14 protein-coding genes and 1 riboswitch are annotated in these 16,132 nt (G+C 67.1%); of the genes, 12 read left to right on the top strand and 2 right to left on the bottom strand.

Annotated features, from left to right (window positions below):
* Positions 1-53: 53 nt before the first annotated feature.
* Positions 54-3,614 (bottom strand): transcription-repair coupling factor, encoded by a 3,561-nt coding sequence (mfd, locus tag FM104_RS06200; protein WP_179206696.1) that lies wholly within the window; start codon positions 3,612-3,614, stop codon positions 54-56.
* A gap of 9 nt (positions 3,615-3,623) precedes the next feature.
* On the bottom strand, positions 3,624-4,580 hold the full coding sequence (rarD, locus tag FM104_RS06195; RefSeq protein WP_218778559.1) for an EamA family transporter RarD: 957 nt from the start codon (positions 4,578-4,580) through the stop codon (positions 3,624-3,626).
* Positions 4,581-4,655: 75 nt separating this feature from the next.
* Between rarD and FM104_RS06190 the strand changes: the two genes are divergently transcribed.
* From FM104_RS06190 to FM104_RS06135, 12 genes are all read left to right on the top strand, one after another.
* On the top strand, positions 4,656-5,219 hold the full coding sequence (locus FM104_RS06190) for a GNAT family N-acetyltransferase (protein ID WP_087130579.1): 564 nt from the start codon (positions 4,656-4,658) through the stop codon (positions 5,217-5,219).
* 48 nt (positions 5,220-5,267) lie between these two features.
* Entirely contained in the window at positions 5,268-6,131 is an 864-nt protein-coding gene (locus tag FM104_RS06185; protein WP_087130578.1) for an Fpg/Nei family DNA glycosylase, read from the top strand.
* Between the two features lie 76 nt (positions 6,132-6,207).
* Positions 6,208-6,346: riboswitch (FMN riboswitch) on the top strand.
* Positions 6,347-6,397: 51 nt separating this feature from the next.
* Positions 6,398-7,426 carry a bifunctional diaminohydroxyphosphoribosylaminopyrimidine deaminase/5-amino-6-(5-phosphoribosylamino)uracil reductase RibD gene (gene ribD / locus FM104_RS06180; protein ID WP_087130577.1) on the top strand — a complete coding sequence of 343 codons (1,029 nt, stop codon included), beginning with the start codon at positions 6,398-6,400 and terminating at the stop codon, positions 7,424-7,426.
* Positions 7,426-8,061, top strand: coding sequence for a riboflavin synthase (locus tag FM104_RS06175; RefSeq protein ID WP_087130576.1), 636 nt, complete (start codon positions 7,426-7,428; stop codon positions 8,059-8,061). The genes ribD and FM104_RS06175 overlap by 1 nt, the downstream gene beginning before the upstream one ends.
* Positions 8,058-9,329 carry a GTP cyclohydrolase II gene (ribA, locus tag FM104_RS06170; protein ID WP_087130575.1) on the top strand — a complete coding sequence of 424 codons (1,272 nt, stop codon included), beginning with the start codon at positions 8,058-8,060 and terminating at the stop codon, positions 9,327-9,329. Before FM104_RS06175 ends, ribA begins: the two co-directional genes overlap by 4 nt.
* Positions 9,326-9,802 carry a 6,7-dimethyl-8-ribityllumazine synthase gene (gene ribH, locus FM104_RS06165; protein ID WP_087130574.1) on the top strand — a complete coding sequence of 159 codons (477 nt, stop codon included), beginning with the start codon at positions 9,326-9,328 and terminating at the stop codon, positions 9,800-9,802. The genes ribA and ribH overlap by 4 nt, the downstream gene beginning before the upstream one ends.
* A 41-nt stretch (positions 9,803-9,843) precedes the next feature.
* Positions 9,844-10,200, top strand: a complete 357-nt coding sequence (locus tag FM104_RS06160) for a Fe-S protein (RefSeq protein WP_087130573.1) — start codon at positions 9,844-9,846, stop codon at positions 10,198-10,200.
* 135 nt (positions 10,201-10,335) lie between these two features.
* The gene (locus FM104_RS06155; protein WP_087130572.1) at positions 10,336-11,511 is read left to right on the top strand and encodes an ABC transporter substrate-binding protein; all 1,176 of its coding nucleotides are present in this window, start codon (positions 10,336-10,338) and stop codon (positions 11,509-11,511) included.
* Between the two features lie 48 nt (positions 11,512-11,559).
* On the top strand, positions 11,560-12,435 hold the full coding sequence (locus FM104_RS06150) for a branched-chain amino acid ABC transporter permease (RefSeq protein WP_087130571.1): 876 nt from the start codon (positions 11,560-11,562) through the stop codon (positions 12,433-12,435).
* Positions 12,435-14,162 (top strand): branched-chain amino acid ABC transporter ATP-binding protein/permease, encoded by a 1,728-nt coding sequence (locus FM104_RS06145; protein ID WP_087130570.1) that lies wholly within the window; start codon positions 12,435-12,437, stop codon positions 14,160-14,162. The genes FM104_RS06150 and FM104_RS06145 overlap by 1 nt, the downstream gene beginning before the upstream one ends.
* A complete protein-coding gene (locus FM104_RS06140; protein ID WP_087130569.1) occupies positions 14,155-14,880 on the top strand; it encodes an ABC transporter ATP-binding protein in 726 nt (241 codons plus the stop codon). Before FM104_RS06145 ends, FM104_RS06140 begins: the two co-directional genes overlap by 8 nt.
* 13 nt (positions 14,881-14,893) lie before the next feature.
* Positions 14,894-16,126: an alpha-hydroxy acid oxidase gene (locus FM104_RS06135; RefSeq protein WP_256971541.1), complete on the top strand. Its 1,233-nt coding sequence runs from the start codon at positions 14,894-14,896 to the stop codon at positions 16,124-16,126.
* Positions 16,127-16,132 lie beyond the last annotated feature (6 nt).

Here is a 16,132-nt window from a genome sequence, read left to right as displayed (position 1 = left end):
GGCCAGACTAGTCCGAAGGATGCCCGGTTGCCGGGTATGCACCCCGGATGTTCTCAGTCGGTCGCGGCCTTCACCGGTTCGGGGAACATCGCGGTGAACAGGTTGCCGACCCATTCGATGAGTGCAGGGCCGTCGGGGCCGGGCATCGGCACCACGAGCGCCTCTCCCCCGCCGACGAGCTTCGCCTTCGGGTACAGGCGCTGCAGGCGCACCTTCATCGAGTCCTCGAAGCGGGCGGGGGCGATGCGCAGGTTCGAGCCCATTGCAACGACGTCGGTGAGCCCTGCACGTGCGGCCCGGCGACGCAGCCGCGCAACCGCGACGAGCGTCGTCACCTCGTCGGGGAAAGCTCCGTACCGGTCCACCAGCTCCTCGACCACGAGGTCGATCGCCTCATCGGCAGCCGAGGCACCGGCTGCCGCAGACAGCTTCTGGTATGCCTCCAGCCGCAAGCGCTCACTGTCGATGTAGTGCTCGGGGATTCTTGCATCCACGGGCAGCTCGAGCCGCAGTTCGACATCCGACGACGTCTCGTCACCGCGGAACGTCGCGACAGCCTCGCCGATCATCCGCAGATACAGATCGAAGCCGACGCCGGCGATATGGCCGGCCTGCTCGGCGCCGAGCATGTTGCCCGCGCCGCGCAGCTCGAGATCCTTCAGCGCCACCTGCATGCCCGAACCGAGCTCGTTGTTCACGGCGATGGTCTGCAGCCGGTCGGCAGCGGTCTCGCTGAGCGGCTTCATCTCGTCATACAGGAAGTACGCGTACGCGCGCTCACGTCCGCGTCCCACGCGCCCGCGCAACTGGTGCAGCTGCGAGAGGCCGTACTTGTCGGCGCGATCGATGATGATCGTGTTCGCGTTCGAGATGTCGAGCCCGGTCTCGATGATCGTCGTCGAGACCAGCACGTCGTACTTGCGCTCCCAGAAATCGTCGACAACCTGCTCGAGCTGATGCTCGCCCATCTTTCCGTGCGCGACGGCGATCCGCGCCTCGGGTACGAGTTCGGCGAGCTCCGATGCCACGCGCTGGATCGACTGCACCCTGTTGTGCACGAAGAACACCTGTCCTTCGCGCAGGATCTCGCGCCGGATCGCCGCAGCCATCTGCTTGTCGCTGCGGGGCCCGACGAAGGAGAGGATCGGATGCCGGTCCTCGGGCGGGGTCGCCAAGGTCGACATCTCGCGGATGCCGGTGACGGCCATCTCGAGCGTGCGCGGAATCGGCGTGGCACTCATCGCGAGGATGTCGACATTCGTCTTCATCTTCTTCAGCGTGTCCTTGTGCTCGACACCGAAGCGCTGCTCCTCGTCGATGATCATCAGCCCGAGATCTTTGAAGATCACCTTGTCGGTGAGGATGCGGTGGGTGCCGATGACCATGTCGACCGAGCCGTCCAGGACCCCCTGCAGGGTGAGCCGCGCCTCTTTGTCGGTCTGGAAGCGCGAGAGCGCGCGCACCTGCACTGGGAACCCGGCGAAGCGCTCGGTGAACGTCTCCATGTGCTGTTTGACGAGCAGCGTCGTCGGCACGAGCATGGCGACCTGCTTGCCCTCCTGGATCGCCTTGAACGCGGCGCGGATCGCCACCTCGGTCTTGCCGAAGCCGACGTCACCGCTCAGCAGCCGGTCCATCGGGATCGGGCGCTCCATATCTGCCTTGATCTCATCGATCGTCTGCAGCTGGTCGGGTGTCTCGGCGAAGGGGAACGCCTCTTCCAACTCGCGCTGCCAGGGGGTATCGGGTCCGAAAGCGTAGCCCTTGGCGCTCATCCGCGCTGAGTACAGCTTGACGAGCTCGACCGCGATGTCGCGCACGGCCTTGCGCGCCTTGCCCTTCGCCGCCGACCAGTCGCTGCCGCCCATCTTCGACAGAGTCGGGGCTTCGCCGCCGACGTACTTCGAGAGCAGGTCGAGCTGGTCGGTGGGCACGTAGAGCTTGTCACCCGGGTAGCCGCGTTTGGACGGGGCGTACTCGAGCACGAGGTATTCGCGAGTGGTCTTGGTGGCGTTGCGCCCGCCAGAGGAGACCTCGCGCTTGGTGAGCTCGATGAAGCGTCCGATGCCATGGGTGGTGTGCACGACGTAGTCGCCCTGCTTCAGCTGCAGCGGATCGACGACGTTCCGCCGCCGCGAGGCGAGTTTGCGCACCACGCGCTGATCGCCGCCGACCGTGCGACCGTAGAACTCGTTGTCGCTGAGCACGGCGAGGCGCGCCTCCGGCACCTGGAACCCGGACTCCACCGATCCGACGAGAAGGCTCGCGACTCCGGCATCCGGCGCGTCGATGAGCTCGGTCAGCACACGGGCGGCCAGGCCGCGATCGCTGAGCACGTCGCGCGCACGCTCGACGAGCCCTTGCCCCGAGGCGACGACGACCACGCGCCACCCCTCACCCAGCCGTGCCTCGACGAACGCGATCGCGCCGTCGACGTTGCCGTGGAAAGACGGGATCACCGAGGAATCGAGGTTCGCGGCGTCGTCGTCATCGGTCGCGAACGGGCTGAGCCGCCACCAGACGCCATCGCGCTCGTGGACGATCTCGCGCAGCCGCGCGATCGAGACGAAGTCGCCGGCGCTGAGACGCGCACTGAGCATCGAAGAGGCATCGATCGGCGCGGATGCGCCGGAGGTGGCAGCGCTCCATGCGGCCTCGAGGAACTCCCGGTTGGTCTCGCCGAGGTTCTGAGCACGCGCGCTGGCGCGTTCAGGATCGACGATGGCCGTCGCGGATCCCGCGGGGAGGTACTCGGCCAGAGTCACCAGTGGCCCGGCGACGGCCGGAAGCAGCGATTCCATTCCCTCCACGGGAATGCCTTCGGACATCTTCTCCAGCATCCCGGCGATTGCAGGGAAGCCGGCGACGAGAGCACCCGCGCGCTCGCGCACCTCAGCGGTCAGCAGCAGCTCGCGGCTGGCGGGCAGCTCGATGGATGCGACATCGCCCGGCAGCGAGCGCTGATCGGCGACCGAGAAGGCACGGATCTGGTCGACCTCGTCGCCGAAGAACTCCACGCGCAGCGGATGGTCTGCCGTCGGCGGGAAGACATCGAGGATGCCGCCGCGCACCGCGAATTCGCCGCGGCGGGAGACCATGTCCACGCGCGAATAGGCGCGCTCCACGAGCTGTTCGATGGCCTGCTCGAGCTCGATGCCGCGGCCGCCGACGCGCAGCTCGAGCGGCACAGCGTCGCCGAGGTTCGCCGCCAGCGGCTGCAGCGCCGCGCGCACGGATGCCACCACGATCAGCGGCTTCTCACCGTTCCAGGTGGTGATGCGGCGCAGCGTGTCCAGTCGCTGGCCGACAGTGTCGGGGCTCGGACTCAGCCGCTCGTGCGGCAACGTCTCCCATGCCGGAAAGATGAGGATCTCGGCTTCGCCCAGGTATGACCCCAGCGCGGCGGCGACAGACTCCGCGCGGCGCCCGGTCGGGGTGATCACGAGAGCGGATGCCGGATGCCCGGCCGCAGCGCGTTTTTCGATCAGCCCCGCAAGGATCGGGGCATCGAGCCCGTCGACGGCCGAGATCTCGGCGTCGGTCTTCGCCCAGGTGAGGGCATCACGGTACAGGTTCGCCTCTTCCAAGGCGCGCAGAATCCCCGGAACAGTCACTGGATGATTCTAGTCGCGTCGATCGACATCGGGCTCGCCGATGCCGGGAGCGCCCGGCACGCTCGGCGGCGGAAGCTCTGGTCGCGCGCGGCGCGCACGCCGAGAGACGCGGAACCCTTCGACCGCCAAGACCGTGAGCGCGACGGCGAGGATGAGGTAGACCCAGCCGTCCGCGCCCTGCATCCGCTCGCCGAGCAGGAGCGCGATGCCGACCAGGAGCACGGGCTCGACATAGCTGAGCAGGCCGAAGACCGGCAGCGGCAGGAGAGCTGCGGCGGCGAGGTACAGCGACATCGCCGCCGCGCTGGCGATTCCGATCCCCGCGAGGCCGGCGAGCTCTGCCGGAGCGATGACTCCGGGAGTCGCGGCAAGCAGGAATGCCACGGCCACCGGCAGCATCAGCAGCGATTCTGCGCCGAAGACGATCGGGCCATCGAGTCCGAACCGCTGGCGCACGACGAAATAGACCGTGTACGGCAGGCAGATCGCCAGCGTGACCCACGACAGCTGCGGGGTGGCCGCGAGCTTCACCGCGATCGCGACGGTCGCCAGAGCGACGACGGCCCATTGCATGCGGCTGACCGGCGCTTTCAATACGAAGCGCCCACCCAGCACGAGACAGATCGGCAGCAGCAGATACCCCAGCGACGTGTCCAGCGCATGCCCGTGCATCGGCGCCCACATGAAGAGCCAGAGCTGGAAGCCGATGATCGCAGCCAGCCCCACCAGCAGAAAGGACATCCACCAGCGCGAGCGCAGGCGCCTGCCGAGCAGGCGCAGCTGCTCACGGGCGAGTGGATGCGACAGCGCCAGCGCATAGCAGGCGAATGTGATGAGGATCCGCCAGGCGAAGACCACCTCTGCCGAGGAGCTCAGCACGCCAGCGAGGAAGAATATGAGCCCGAACAGGACCGAGGCGAGCACTGAGACGAGGACACCGCGCGGAGAGGACTGCTTCGCGTTCACGATGCCCCCTCTTCTGTGCGCTGAAAGCTCGGCCGACGGCCCTCGAAAGCCTACCGAGCTCACTACGCTGGTGCGATGGAGCCGATCACCCTGCGCACGAACCGCCTCGTGCTCAGCATTCCGACCGAAGCCGACGCGGATGCGATCACGGCGGCGTGCCAGGACCCGGAGATCCCGCGCTGGACGACCGTGCCCAGCCCGTACACGCGCGACGACGCCGTCGACTTCGTGCATCTTGTCGCCGACTGGTGGGCTGACAACGCCGAGACGGTGTGGGCCGTGCGTCGCGACGGTCAGCTGGCCGGCATGGTCGGCTTGCACCGCATCGTCGCGCATGCGCATGGCGGAGAGGCAGAGCTCGGCTACTGGAGCGCGCCCGCGCATCGTGGCGCCGGAGTGATGACCGAAGCCTCGCGTGCCGTCATCGACTGGGCCTTCGCTGAACTCGGGCTCGCGCGCCTGTCCTGGCGGGCCGTTGTCGGCAATGTCGCATCGGCTCGCACCGCGCGGGCGCTCGGCTTCCGCTACGAGGGGATGCTGCGCCAGTGCCTGACCAGCTCACGCGGGCGCGACGACGGCTGGGTCGCCGGGCTACTCGCCTCCGATGACTGCACGCCCGTCGAATGGCCGGTGCTCTGACCCGCTGACGCCCTAGTCAGTGTCCTGTGCCCGTGGCAGGATGTCTGCATGCCGGAGATGCCGGAAGTTCAGGGCCTCGTCGCTTTCCTGTCCGAGCGCGCCACCGGACGCGCAGTCACGCGCACGAGCGTCGGAACGATCGCGGCGCTGAAGACCTATGATCCGCCGATCACGGCGTTGCACGGGCAGACCATCACGGGAGTCCTGCGGCACGGAAAGTTCATCGACGTGTGCCTCGGTGATGAGCTGCACCTGATCTTCCACCTCGCGAAAGCCGGATGGATGCGCTGGTACGACGAGCTCTCCACGACGCTCATCAAACCCGGCCGGAGCCCCATTGCGCTGCGGGTGTCCATGGATGACGGCAGCGGCTTCGATCTGACCGAGGCGGGTACGAAGAAGTCGCTGGCGGTGTACGTCGTGCGATCAGCATCCGACGTGCCGGGCATAGCGAGACTGGGTCCGGACCCAGTGGATGCTTCGTTCACCCGCGATGTCTTCGCCGGTCTGCTCGCTGATCGGCGCACGCAGATCAAAGGGCTGCTGCGGGACCAGGGGCTCATCGCGGGAATCGGCAACGCCTACAGCGATGAGATCCTGCACGCGGCGAAGATGTCGCCCTACGCGCCAGCGGGAAGTCTCGACGCGCCGACGATCGATCGACTGTACGGCGCAATGCAGTCGACGCTGCGAGAAGCGGTTCAGGCGGCGGCGGGCAAGCCGCCTGCGGATCTCAAAGACGCCAAGCGACGCGGCATGCAGGTGCATGCCCGGCGCGGCGAGGCGTGTCCGGTCTGCGGAGACGAGATCCGCAGCGTGTTCTTCGCCGATCGCTCGCTGGAGTACTGTCCCACCTGCCAGACCGGTGGCAAGCTGCTCGCCGACCGCCGCCTGTCGCGCCTGCTGAAGTAGGAATCATCCCGCGCCGACGTCATCGAGTGGCCGGAATGAAACAGAATGCGCCGCGTTGGGTACACTCGGAGCAGCAACGTGCTCCGGGGTCGGTGTGAATCCGAACCGGCGGTGATAGTCCGCGAACGCCTGTTCTCAGGCGCCGATCCGGTGAAATTCCGGAACCGACGGTGATGCGAGCGAAAGCTCGCTAGTCCGGAAGAGAGGCAGCACAAAGCGCTTACGCGCGAGTTCGGCCACCCCCGGAGCCTCGAAGAGGACGACGGATGGCAGTGACCGAGGCAGAGCGCAGCGCCATGTTGCGCGCCATCGAGATCGCGTCCAACGGCCCGCGCGGTCTCAACCCGCAAGTCGGTGCTGTCATTCTCTCCGCCGACGGCGAGCTCCTCGCGGAAGGCTGGCATGGCGGCGCCGGCACGCCGCACGCAGAGATCGAGGCCCTCTCCGCGCTCACTCCAGAGCAGACGCATGGCGCCACCGCAGTCGTCACCCTCGAACCCTGCAATCACACCGGACGCACCGGCCCCTGTGCGCTGGCGCTCATCGACGCCGGCATCAGCCGCGTCGTCTTCGCCCTCGATGATCCGGGTGCCATCTCCAGCGGCGGTGCTGCGCGGCTGCGCGCGGCCGGCGTCGACGTCGCCTCGGGAGAGCAGGCCGACGCCGCACGACTGCTCATGGCCGACTGGCTGGTGGTGCAGCATCTCGGCCGCCCGCACATCACCGTGAAGTGGGCGCAGAGTCTGGATGGCCGCGCGGCAGCATCAGATGGCACCAGCCAGTGGATCACCGGACCGGCCGCTCGCGCCGATGTGCACCGTCGCCGCGCCGACGCCGACGCGATCATCGTGGGCACCGGGACGGTGCTCGCGGATGACCCGGCGCTCACCGCGCGGGACGGCGATGCACGGTACCCGACTCAGCCCGTCCCCGTTGTGATCGGCAGCCGTGAGACACCATCGGATGCCGCGCTGCGTCAGCATCCGCACGCACCGCTCTTCTACCGCACCCACGATCTCACCGCCGTCGTCGACAACCTCCGCGAACGCGGCATCCAGCGCGTCTTCGTCGAGGGCGGCCCGACGCTCGCGAGCGCTTTCATCGCCGCGGGGCTCGCCGACACGGTGCTGGCCTACATCGCCCCCGTGCTGCTCGGCGGCGACCGTCTTGCCCTCACGGACGTCGGCGTCGGCACGATCGTCGATGCCCGCCGACTGCAGGTCGATGAGTGGATGCCGCTCGGCGACGACATGCTCGCCATCGCTCACCCCATCGTGGAATCGAAAGGACACTGATGTTCACCGGAATCATCGAAGAGGTCGGTGAGATCGCCGCGATCTCGCCTAGCGGAGACGGCTGGCGACTCACCGTGCGCGCTCCGCATGCGGCATCCGACGCCGTGCACGGCGAGTCGATCGCGGTAGGCGGCGTCTGTCTGACGGTCGTCGGCTCGACCGCCGATACCTTCGACGCCGACGTCATGAAGCAGACGCTCGATGTCTCGGCGCTCGGCGCGGTGAACGTCGGGTCGCGCGTCAACATCGAGAAGGCGATGCCCGTCGGCGCGCGACTGGGCGGACATATCGTGCAGGGTCACGTAGATGGGGTCGGCACCGTTCTCGAGGTGCGCCCGGGCAAGCAGTGGAGCGTACTGCGGTTCAGCATCCCGTCGACTCTCGCGCCGCTCGTCGTCGACAAGGGATCGATCAGCGTCGCCGGCACGTCACTCACGGTCAGCGCGGTCAGTGCACCTTCGGCAGGCGCCTCCGAAGCCTGGTTCGAGGTCTCACTGATTCCGGAGACCCTCACCGCGACCACTCTCGGCGCCCTCGCCGTCGGCGACGTCGTCAACCTCGAAACCGACATTCTCGCCCGACATGTGGAACGCCTGCTCGCGTTCCGCACCCCTACGGAAGGAGGCTCACGATGAGCCTTTCCACTATTCCCGAGGCTCTCGACGCGCTGCGCGCCGGAAAGCCGATTATCGTCGCTGATGACGAAGATCGCGAGAACGAGGGCGACGTCATCCTGTCGGCCGAGCTCGCCACGCCCGCAGCCGTCGCCTGGATGGTGCGCTGGTCATCAGGGTTCGTGTGCGCGCCGATGCCCGCTGACCTCGCCGATCACCTCAATCTTCCGCCCATGGTCGAGAACAATGAAGACGCGCGCTCCACGGCTTACACGGTGAGCGTGGATGCCGCCAGCGGTGTCACCACGGGCATCAGCGCGAGCGACCGAGCCCACACCCTCAACGTGCTCGCCGACCCGGCGTCGACCGCGACGAGCATCATCCGTCCGGGTCACGTGCTGCCGCTGCGAGCCGTCGACGGCGGTGTGCGCGAGCGCAGCGGCCACACCGAGGCCGCGGTAGAGCTGATGCGTCTGGCCGGGGTGCGCCCGGTCGGCGCGATCGCCGAAGTCGTCGCCGAAGACGGCGAGATGATGCGCCTGCCCGAGCTGATGGAGCTCGGCGCCCGCGATGGCGTTCCGGTTATCACCATCGAGCAGCTCATCGCGCACCTCAACGAGCATGACCCACTCGATGACAGCACCCCGGCAGCGCTGCGGCGTCGTCGGGTGAGTCTGCGCGCTGACGCGACCGTGCCGACGAAGCACGGAACGTTCCGTGTGCTCGCATACAAGGACCGCACGACGAACACCGATCACATCGCCGTGGTCTCCGGTGAGCCTGGTGAGACCGCCCTGGTTCGCGTGCACTCGGAGTGCCTCACCGGTGAGGCGTTCGGCTCACTCAAGTGCGAGTGCGGACCCCAGTTGCAGACCGCGCTCGACCTGATCGACCGCGACGGCGGCGTCGTCATCTACATGCGCGGCCACGAGGGCCGCGGCATCGGCCTCATCAACAAGCTGCGCGCCTACAGCCTGCAGGAGGGCGGACTCGACACCGTCGACGCCAACCTCGCTCTGGGGCTGCCCGCCGACGCCCGCGAGTACGCGGCAGCGGCCAGCATCCTGACCGACCTCGGCATCTCCAAGGTGCGGCTGCTGACCAACAACACTGAGAAGGTCGCGCGGCTGCGCGAACTCGGCCTCGACGTCATCGAGCAGGTTCCGCTGATCGTCGGAGTCGGCCCCAACAACCACCAGTACCTCGAGACCAAGCGCGATCGCATGGGCCACATCATCGGCGAAGCCGAGCTGGCCGCGGCACTCGCCAGCGGAAAGGACGACGCATGAGCGGCGCCGGAGCCCCCACCCCCACCAGCCCCATCGACGGCAGCGGTCTGCGCGTCGTCATCGTCGCCGGCACCTGGCACGAAGTGATCTCGAACGCCCTCATCGCCGGGGCGCGGTGCACGCTCGACGCCGCTGGCGCCGAGCACTCGCTGGTGCGCGTTCCCGGGTCGTTCGAACTGGCGCTGGCCGCACAAGCCGCGTTCGCCGGAGGAGCGGATGCCGTGGTCGCCCTGGGCGTCATCATCCGCGGTGGGACGCCGCATTTCGAATACGTCTCCGCGGCCACGACTGACGGTCTGACCCGCGTCGCGCTCGATGCCGCCAAGCCGATCGGCTTCGGCGTGCTGACCCTCGACGACGAGCAGCAGGGGCTCGACCGAGCCGGGCTGCCGGACTCGAAAGAGGACAAAGGCGCTGAGGCAGCGGATGCCGCGATCCGCACCGCCCGCATCGTGCAGCAGCTGCGCGGTTGAGCGCGGCCACGCCAACGCACAGAGATGGATAGCCTAGGGGCATGGAAACCCTGCGCCACATCGTTCTTTTCATCCACCTCATCGGCTTCGCCGTGCTCTTCGGAGCCTGGGCCGTACAAGCCTTCGGAGGCAAGCGCGAGATCACCCGCCTGATGCAGATCGGCGTGACGATCGCCGCCGTCGCCGGCCTCGCTCTCGCCGCCCCCTGGGGCCTGCCCGAGGACGTGAAGATGAACATGATGAAGATCGGCACGAAGCTGGTGATCCTGCTGATCGTCGCCGCGTTCCTCGGCATCGGGCAGGCCCGTCAGCGGAAGTCGGGCGCCGTGCCGCCGGTGCTGTTCTGGGGCGTCGGCATCCTCACCCTCGTGAACGCGGGTATCGCCGTTCTCTGGTGACAACCCGCATTATGATCGACCCAATGCCGTACCGAGTGCGCAACGAAGAGGCTGACGCGCTCTCCCCCGGTGGCACGGTGCTTCGTGTCCCCATCGGCAGTCTGCAATCCCTGTGCCTCGTCGATTGGAAATCACATGCGTAAAATTCTTCGCACCGCGGTCGCCCTGTCCGCCTCTGCGCTCGTTCTCGCCGGCTGCAGTGCCAACGACGGCGGCGATGGCGGCACCTCCGCCGAAGGCCTGAAGGGCACCGGCAGCGGCGACAGCTGCGTCATCGAGGGCACTGTCCCCGTGGGCGCGGCGCTCAGCCTCACCGGCGGTGCGGCCAGCTACGGCGAGTCGCAGCAGAAGGGTCTCGAGCTGGCCCTCGCCGACCTCAACGCCAAGGACGGCGTCAAGTACGACCTGAAGGTCGAAGACGACGGCAGCGACCCCCGTCAGGCCATCAGCGTCTTCGAGACTTTCGTCGGCAACGGCACCAGCCTCATCATCGGTCCCACCCTTTCGAACACCGCTTTCCAGGCGCAGCCGGTGGCTCAGGAGGCTGGCGTACCCGTGCTCGCCATCTCCAACACCGCAACCGGCATCACCGCGCAGGGCGACTTCATCTTCCGCGACTCGCTCACCGAGGCGCAGGTCATCCCGCAGACCATCCAGGCCGCAAGCGAGAAGCTCGGCCTGAAGAAGGTCGTCGTGATGTACAGCAACGACGATGCGTTCACGGAGTCCGGCTTCGAGGTCATGGAATCGGCGCTGAAGGATCAGGGCATCGAGGTGCTGGACACCCTGAAGTTCTCGGTCAAGGACACCGACTTCCGCAGCCTCCTGACCGCAGCGAAGGAGAAGAACCCCGACGCGATCGTGGTGTCGGCTCTCATCGAGGCTGCCATTCCGCTGGTGACCCAGGCGCGTGAGCTCGGCATCAACGAGCCGATCATCGGCGGCAACGGCTTCAACAACCCTGCTCTGATGAAGGACGCCGGTCAGGCCGCCGAAGACGTGATCGTCGGTGCTGCCTGGAACTCTGCATCCGACAGCCCCGAGAACACCGCCTTCATGAAGGCGTTCGAGGAGAAGTACGGCGCAGGCCCCGACCAGTTCGCCGCTCAGGCGTACACCGGCATGCTGATCGTCGACCACGCTGTGCGTGCGAACTGCTCCGGCGAGCGCACCGATGTGCAGCAGAGCCTCACCGAGGTCAAGGATCTGGCCACACCGCTCGGCTCGATCAGCATCAACAAGGACCGCGACGCTGAGCACCCGGCCGTCGTGCAGATCGTCAAGGATGGCAAGTTCACCGTCCTGAACTGATCGACCGATCGCCTGATCGCCTGATCCTCTGATCGGAGAAGACCTCTCATGCAGCAGCTGATGAACGGCCTGTTCCTCGGTTCGCTCTATGCCCTGTTCGCCATCGGCTTCACGCTGGTGTTCGGGATCCTAGATCGACTGAACCTGGCCCATCCGGCCGCGTTCGCCGCCTCGGCGTTCGTCGGCATCTGGCTCACCGACGCGTTCGACCTTCCGATCGCCGTCGTGCTCGTCCTCGTGTTCGCCTTCGGCGCGATCATGGGTCTGCTCATCGAACGGATCGCATTCCGCCCGTTGAAGGACCGCCCGGACGCGCACTTCGCCGGTCTGATCTCATCGATCGCGGTGGGCGGGATGATCATCGCGCTCATGCAGGCCGTCTTCGGACCGAACACCCGCCGGTTCCCCGCCGGCACGGTGCCGGACGACACGATCACATTCGGCGATACCACGGTCAGCTCGCTGCAGATCGTCATCATCGCCGTGTCGCTTGGTCTGATGATCGCGCTGACGGTTCTCGTCAGCCGGTCATCGCTCGGCCGCTCGATGCGTGCGGTCGCCGAGAACCCGGGCGCTGCTCGGGTTCTCGGCGTGAACGTCGACCGGGTGACCGGCATGACGTTCGCCATCTCCACAGCGCTCGGCGCGGTCGCGGGTGTTCTCTTCGCGCTAAGTGTGAACAGCGCGCAACTGGGCATGGGCAGCGCGATCGAACTCAAGGGTCTGGCAGTGATCATCGTCGGCGGTATGGGCTCGCTGCCCGGAGCACTGCTCGGCGGACTCATCCTCGGCATCGCCGAGGTGTTCGCGATCCAGTACGTCGGCTCCAGCTGGCGCGACCTGATCGCATTCGCCCTGCTGTTCGTCATCCTGCTGCTGCGCCCCCAGGGTCTGTTCGGCAAGCGCAAGATCCGGGAGGTGTGATGTTCACCGAATCGACTCTCGTCTTCCTCGCGCTGAACGGCGTCTTCGCGTTCTCGTTCTATGCGGTGCTCATCGCGGGCCAGCTGAGCCTCGCGCAGGCGGGGTTCGCGGGCATCGCGGCCTTCACCGCGGCCAGTATCACGCCCACCCCGGATACGTGGGGCCCGATTCCCACGCTGCTGTTCGCGATGGTCGTCGGCATGCTCGTCGGCGCTCTGGCCGCCGTCATCCTGGGGCTTCCCACCATGCGATTGCGCGGTGTCTTCCTCGCCATCGCCACCCTCGGCTTCGCCGAGGCCATCCGCATCTTCATCTTGAACGCCGAATGGACCGGTGGCGCTCAGGGCATGCCCGTTCCGAAGATCATGACTCCGCTGATCGCCTGGCTGATCCTGTTGATCGTCGCGTACTGGTTCTGGCGTCAGGCCCGCTCCCGCTACGGGCGCGCCCTTGAAGCCATCCGCGAGGATGAGCTGGCGGCGCGCTCGATCGGCATCAACGTCAGCGGGCACCGTCTGAGTGCGTTCGTCGCCGCTGGTGTGCTCGCCGGCCTGTACGGGGTTATGTGGGCGTACTACCTGCGCCTGATCGCACCAGAGGACTTCGCATTCGACAAGGCCATCGACGGCCTCGTCACCGCCGTCGTCGGTGGAACAGCGAACTTCCTCGGGCCGATCCTCGGCAGCGGATTCCAGACGCTGCTGCCCGAACTGCAGCGCATGATCGGCATCGAAGCCGGTTGGATCCGGCCATTCATCTCGGGTCTGCTGCTGCTTCTGGTGATCCTCTACCTGCCCGGTGGCATCGCCAGCCTCATCCCGCGGCGCAAGCAGCGGGTCGATGTGAGCACGCTCGACAGCGGTGTGCCATTCGTCGGCCGCCAGCACCCGGCGAAGGGCGACATCATCGTCGAGCTCAAGGGCCTGTCGAAGGAGTACGGCGGCGTGCATGCCGTGCGCAGCGTCGACCTCACGGTGCGCAGCGGCGAAGTCGTGGGACTGATCGGGCCAAACGGCGCCGGCAAGACGACGCTGGTCAACATGATCAGCGGTCTCATTCCGCCCTCATCGGGCACGGCCCAGGTTCTCGGTGTCACGGTCGGGCGCACTCCGGTGCACAAGATCGCCGCAGCCGGTGTCACCCGCACCTTCCAGCACTCCAAGCTGTTCAACCGTCTGACCGCGTTGGAGAACGTGCTCATCGGCGCGCACCTCGTCGCCAAGCCGACGTTCCTGCGCCGCCTGCTCTGGCTGCCATCCGCACGTCGCGATGAGCAGCAGGCTCTGGAGCACGCTGCCCGGTGCCTGCGCCGCGTCGGACTGCTCGACAAGGCGAACGACACCGCAAAGAGCCTCTCGTACGGAGACCAGCGCCGACTCGAGATCGCTCGTGCGCTGGCTGCAGACCCGTCGCTGCTCATCCTCGATGAGCCGGCTGCCGGAATGAACCACGTCGAGGCCGAAGGCCTGTCGACGCTGATCCGCTCACTGGCTGCTGATGGCTTGACGCTGGTGTTCATCGAGCACAACGTGGGCATGGTGCTCGACACGTGCGACCACATCATCGTGCTGAACTTCGGCGAGGTGCTCGCCGACGGCACGCCCGCCGAGATCGCCGCCGACGAGCGGGTCATCGAGGCGTACCTCGGTGTGGCGGATGATGAGGCGGATGCCAGCCCGGCCGTCGACGCCGATGCCGCAGCGAGCAAGGAGGAGCACCATGACTGAGCCGCTGCTGAGTGTGCAGGACCTGACCGTCTCGTACGGCCGGGTCGAGGCAGTGCGCGGCGTCTCCTTCGACGTCGCCGCAGGTTCGCTGGTGACCCTCGTGGGCGCCAACGGCGCCGGCAAGTCGTCGATCATCAATGCGCTTTCCGGACTCGTGCGCCCCTCGAGCGGCAAGGTCATTTTCGAGGGCACCGACATCACCAAACTGAAGTCGCACAAGCTCGTTCCCCGTGGTCTGGTGCAGGTGCCGGAGGGCAGGCAGATCCTGGCCTCGATGACGATCGCGGAGAACCTTCAGATGGGGGCTCGCTTCTACGGGGCGGGCGCGAGCGCCGGCATCGACGAGATGTATGAGCGTTTTCCCGTGCTCGGCGAGCGTCGCAAGCTCGCGGCAGGTTCGCTCTCGGGCGGAGAGCAGCAGATGCTGGCGATCGCCCGCGCGATGCTGGCTCGTCCGAAGCTGATCCTGATGGACGAGCCGTCGATGGGGCTCGCGCCGAAGATCGTCAATGAAGTGTTCAAGGTGATCGAAGAGGTTCTCTCCGGCGGCACGACCGTACTGCTGGTGGAGCAGAACGCCCGCCGTGCACTGCAGGCCGCCGACGAGGGTCACATCCTGCAGAACGGCGAGATCGTGCGCTCGGGAGCATCCGAGACGCTGCTGGCCGACGACGACATCATCCAGGCGTACCTGGGCACGGGGCGGGCGAAGGAGTGAACGGCTGGGCCCAGTGGTGAACGAGCCGTCGCGACCGCGCATCGCCCGGCGTGTCCCCACCTGGGGCGCGGTGGCTCCACTGCTCGGCTTCCGCCGCCCCATCTGGAATGGCGTGGATCGTCGGCTGACCCAGGCGCTGTCGGTGAAGGACCTCGCCCGAATCGCTCGCCGGACGACGCCGCGGTCGGTGTTCGACTACGTGCACGGCGCCGCTGAAGAAGAACTCAGCATCGCTCGTGCACGTCGCGCATTCGCCCAGGTCGAATTCGAGCCGCGGGTGCTGCACGATGTGGCGGATGTCGACACTTCGACGATGATCCTCGGCTCGCCGGCATCCTTGCCCCTGATCATGGCCCCGACGGGGTTCACGCGGATGATGCAGCACGAGGGCGAGATCGCCGTCGCGCGCGCGGCCGAGCGCGCGGGCGTGCCCTACACGCTGTCGACAATGGGAACAACGTCTCCAGGCGAGCTGAAAGCAGCTGTTCCCGGCGGCACAAACTGGTTTCAGCTGTACCTCTGGAAGGACCGCGAGGGCACCCAGCGGCTGATCGACCAGGTGCGTCACGCGGGCTACGACACTCTCATGCTCACCGTCGACACTCCGGTGGCCGGCAACAGGCTGCGCGATGCGCGCAATGGCCTGACGATCCCGCCGACGCTGAACCTCAGAACCATGTGGGACATGGCCTGGCATCCGTCGTGGTGCTTCAACGTGCTCACCACCGATCCGATCGAATTCGCCAGCCTGCGCTCCTTCGACGGCACGGTCGCCGAGCTGGTGGCGAAGATGTTCGATCCGTCGTTGAAGATCGACGATCTCGCCTGGCTGCGCGAGCAGTGGTCCGGAAAACTCGTCGTCAAGGGCATCCAGTCGGTGACGGATGCGCAACGCGTGGTGGATGCCGGTGCAGACGCACTCGTGGTCTCAAACCACGGAGGCCGTCAGCTCGACCGGGCTCCCACTCCCCTGCGACTCCTTCCGGAGGTGGCATCGGCCGTTGGAGATCGCGCGGAGATCTACCTCGACACCGGCGTCCTCTCCGGAGCCGATGTGCTCGCCGCGGTCGGACTCGGCGCGGACGCCTGCATGGTGGGTCGCGCATATCTGTACGGCCTCATGGCCGGCGGCGAGCGCGGCGTCGATCGGATGCTGCAGATCATGCGCGATGAGGCGGTGCGCACCATGCAGCTGTCCGGCGTCTCGACCGTGCGGGAGCTGCGCGGCCGAGTCTCGTTGGGCTGAACGGCG

The sequence above is a fragment of the Microbacterium esteraromaticum genome (assembly GCF_900163815.1).
In the GTDB taxonomy this organism is placed as follows: Bacteria; Actinomycetota; Actinomycetes; order Actinomycetales; family Microbacteriaceae; genus Microbacterium; species Microbacterium esteraromaticum_B.
The sequence above is the reverse complement of the archived record's forward strand: the minus strand, read 5'-3'. Positions and strand labels throughout refer to the sequence as shown.

Excerpts from the sequence above, each read along its gene's own strand:
- FM104_RS06190 (WP_087130579.1), top strand. The coding sequence starts at position 4,656 with ATGGAGCCGATCACCCTGCGCACGAACCGCCTCGTGCTCAGCATTCCG.
- FM104_RS06185 (WP_087130578.1), top strand. The coding sequence starts at position 5,268 with ATGCCGGAGATGCCGGAAGTTCAGGGCCTCGTCGCTTTCCTGTCCGAG.
- ribD (WP_087130577.1), top strand. The coding sequence starts at position 6,398 with ATGGCAGTGACCGAGGCAGAGCGCAGCGCCATGTTGCGCGCCATCGAG.
- FM104_RS06175 (WP_087130576.1), top strand. The coding sequence starts at position 7,426 with ATGTTCACCGGAATCATCGAAGAGGTCGGTGAGATCGCCGCGATCTCG.
- ribA (WP_087130575.1), top strand. The coding sequence starts at position 8,058 with ATGAGCCTTTCCACTATTCCCGAGGCTCTCGACGCGCTGCGCGCCGGA.
- ribH (WP_087130574.1), top strand. The coding sequence starts at position 9,326 with ATGAGCGGCGCCGGAGCCCCCACCCCCACCAGCCCCATCGACGGCAGC.
- FM104_RS06160 (WP_087130573.1), top strand. The coding sequence starts at position 9,844 with ATGGAAACCCTGCGCCACATCGTTCTTTTCATCCACCTCATCGGCTTC.
- FM104_RS06155 (WP_087130572.1), top strand. The coding sequence starts at position 10,336 with ATGCGTAAAATTCTTCGCACCGCGGTCGCCCTGTCCGCCTCTGCGCTC.
- FM104_RS06150 (WP_087130571.1), top strand. The coding sequence starts at position 11,560 with ATGCAGCAGCTGATGAACGGCCTGTTCCTCGGTTCGCTCTATGCCCTG.
- FM104_RS06145 (WP_087130570.1), top strand. The coding sequence starts at position 12,435 with ATGTTCACCGAATCGACTCTCGTCTTCCTCGCGCTGAACGGCGTCTTC.
- FM104_RS06140 (WP_087130569.1), top strand. The coding sequence starts at position 14,155 with ATGACTGAGCCGCTGCTGAGTGTGCAGGACCTGACCGTCTCGTACGGC.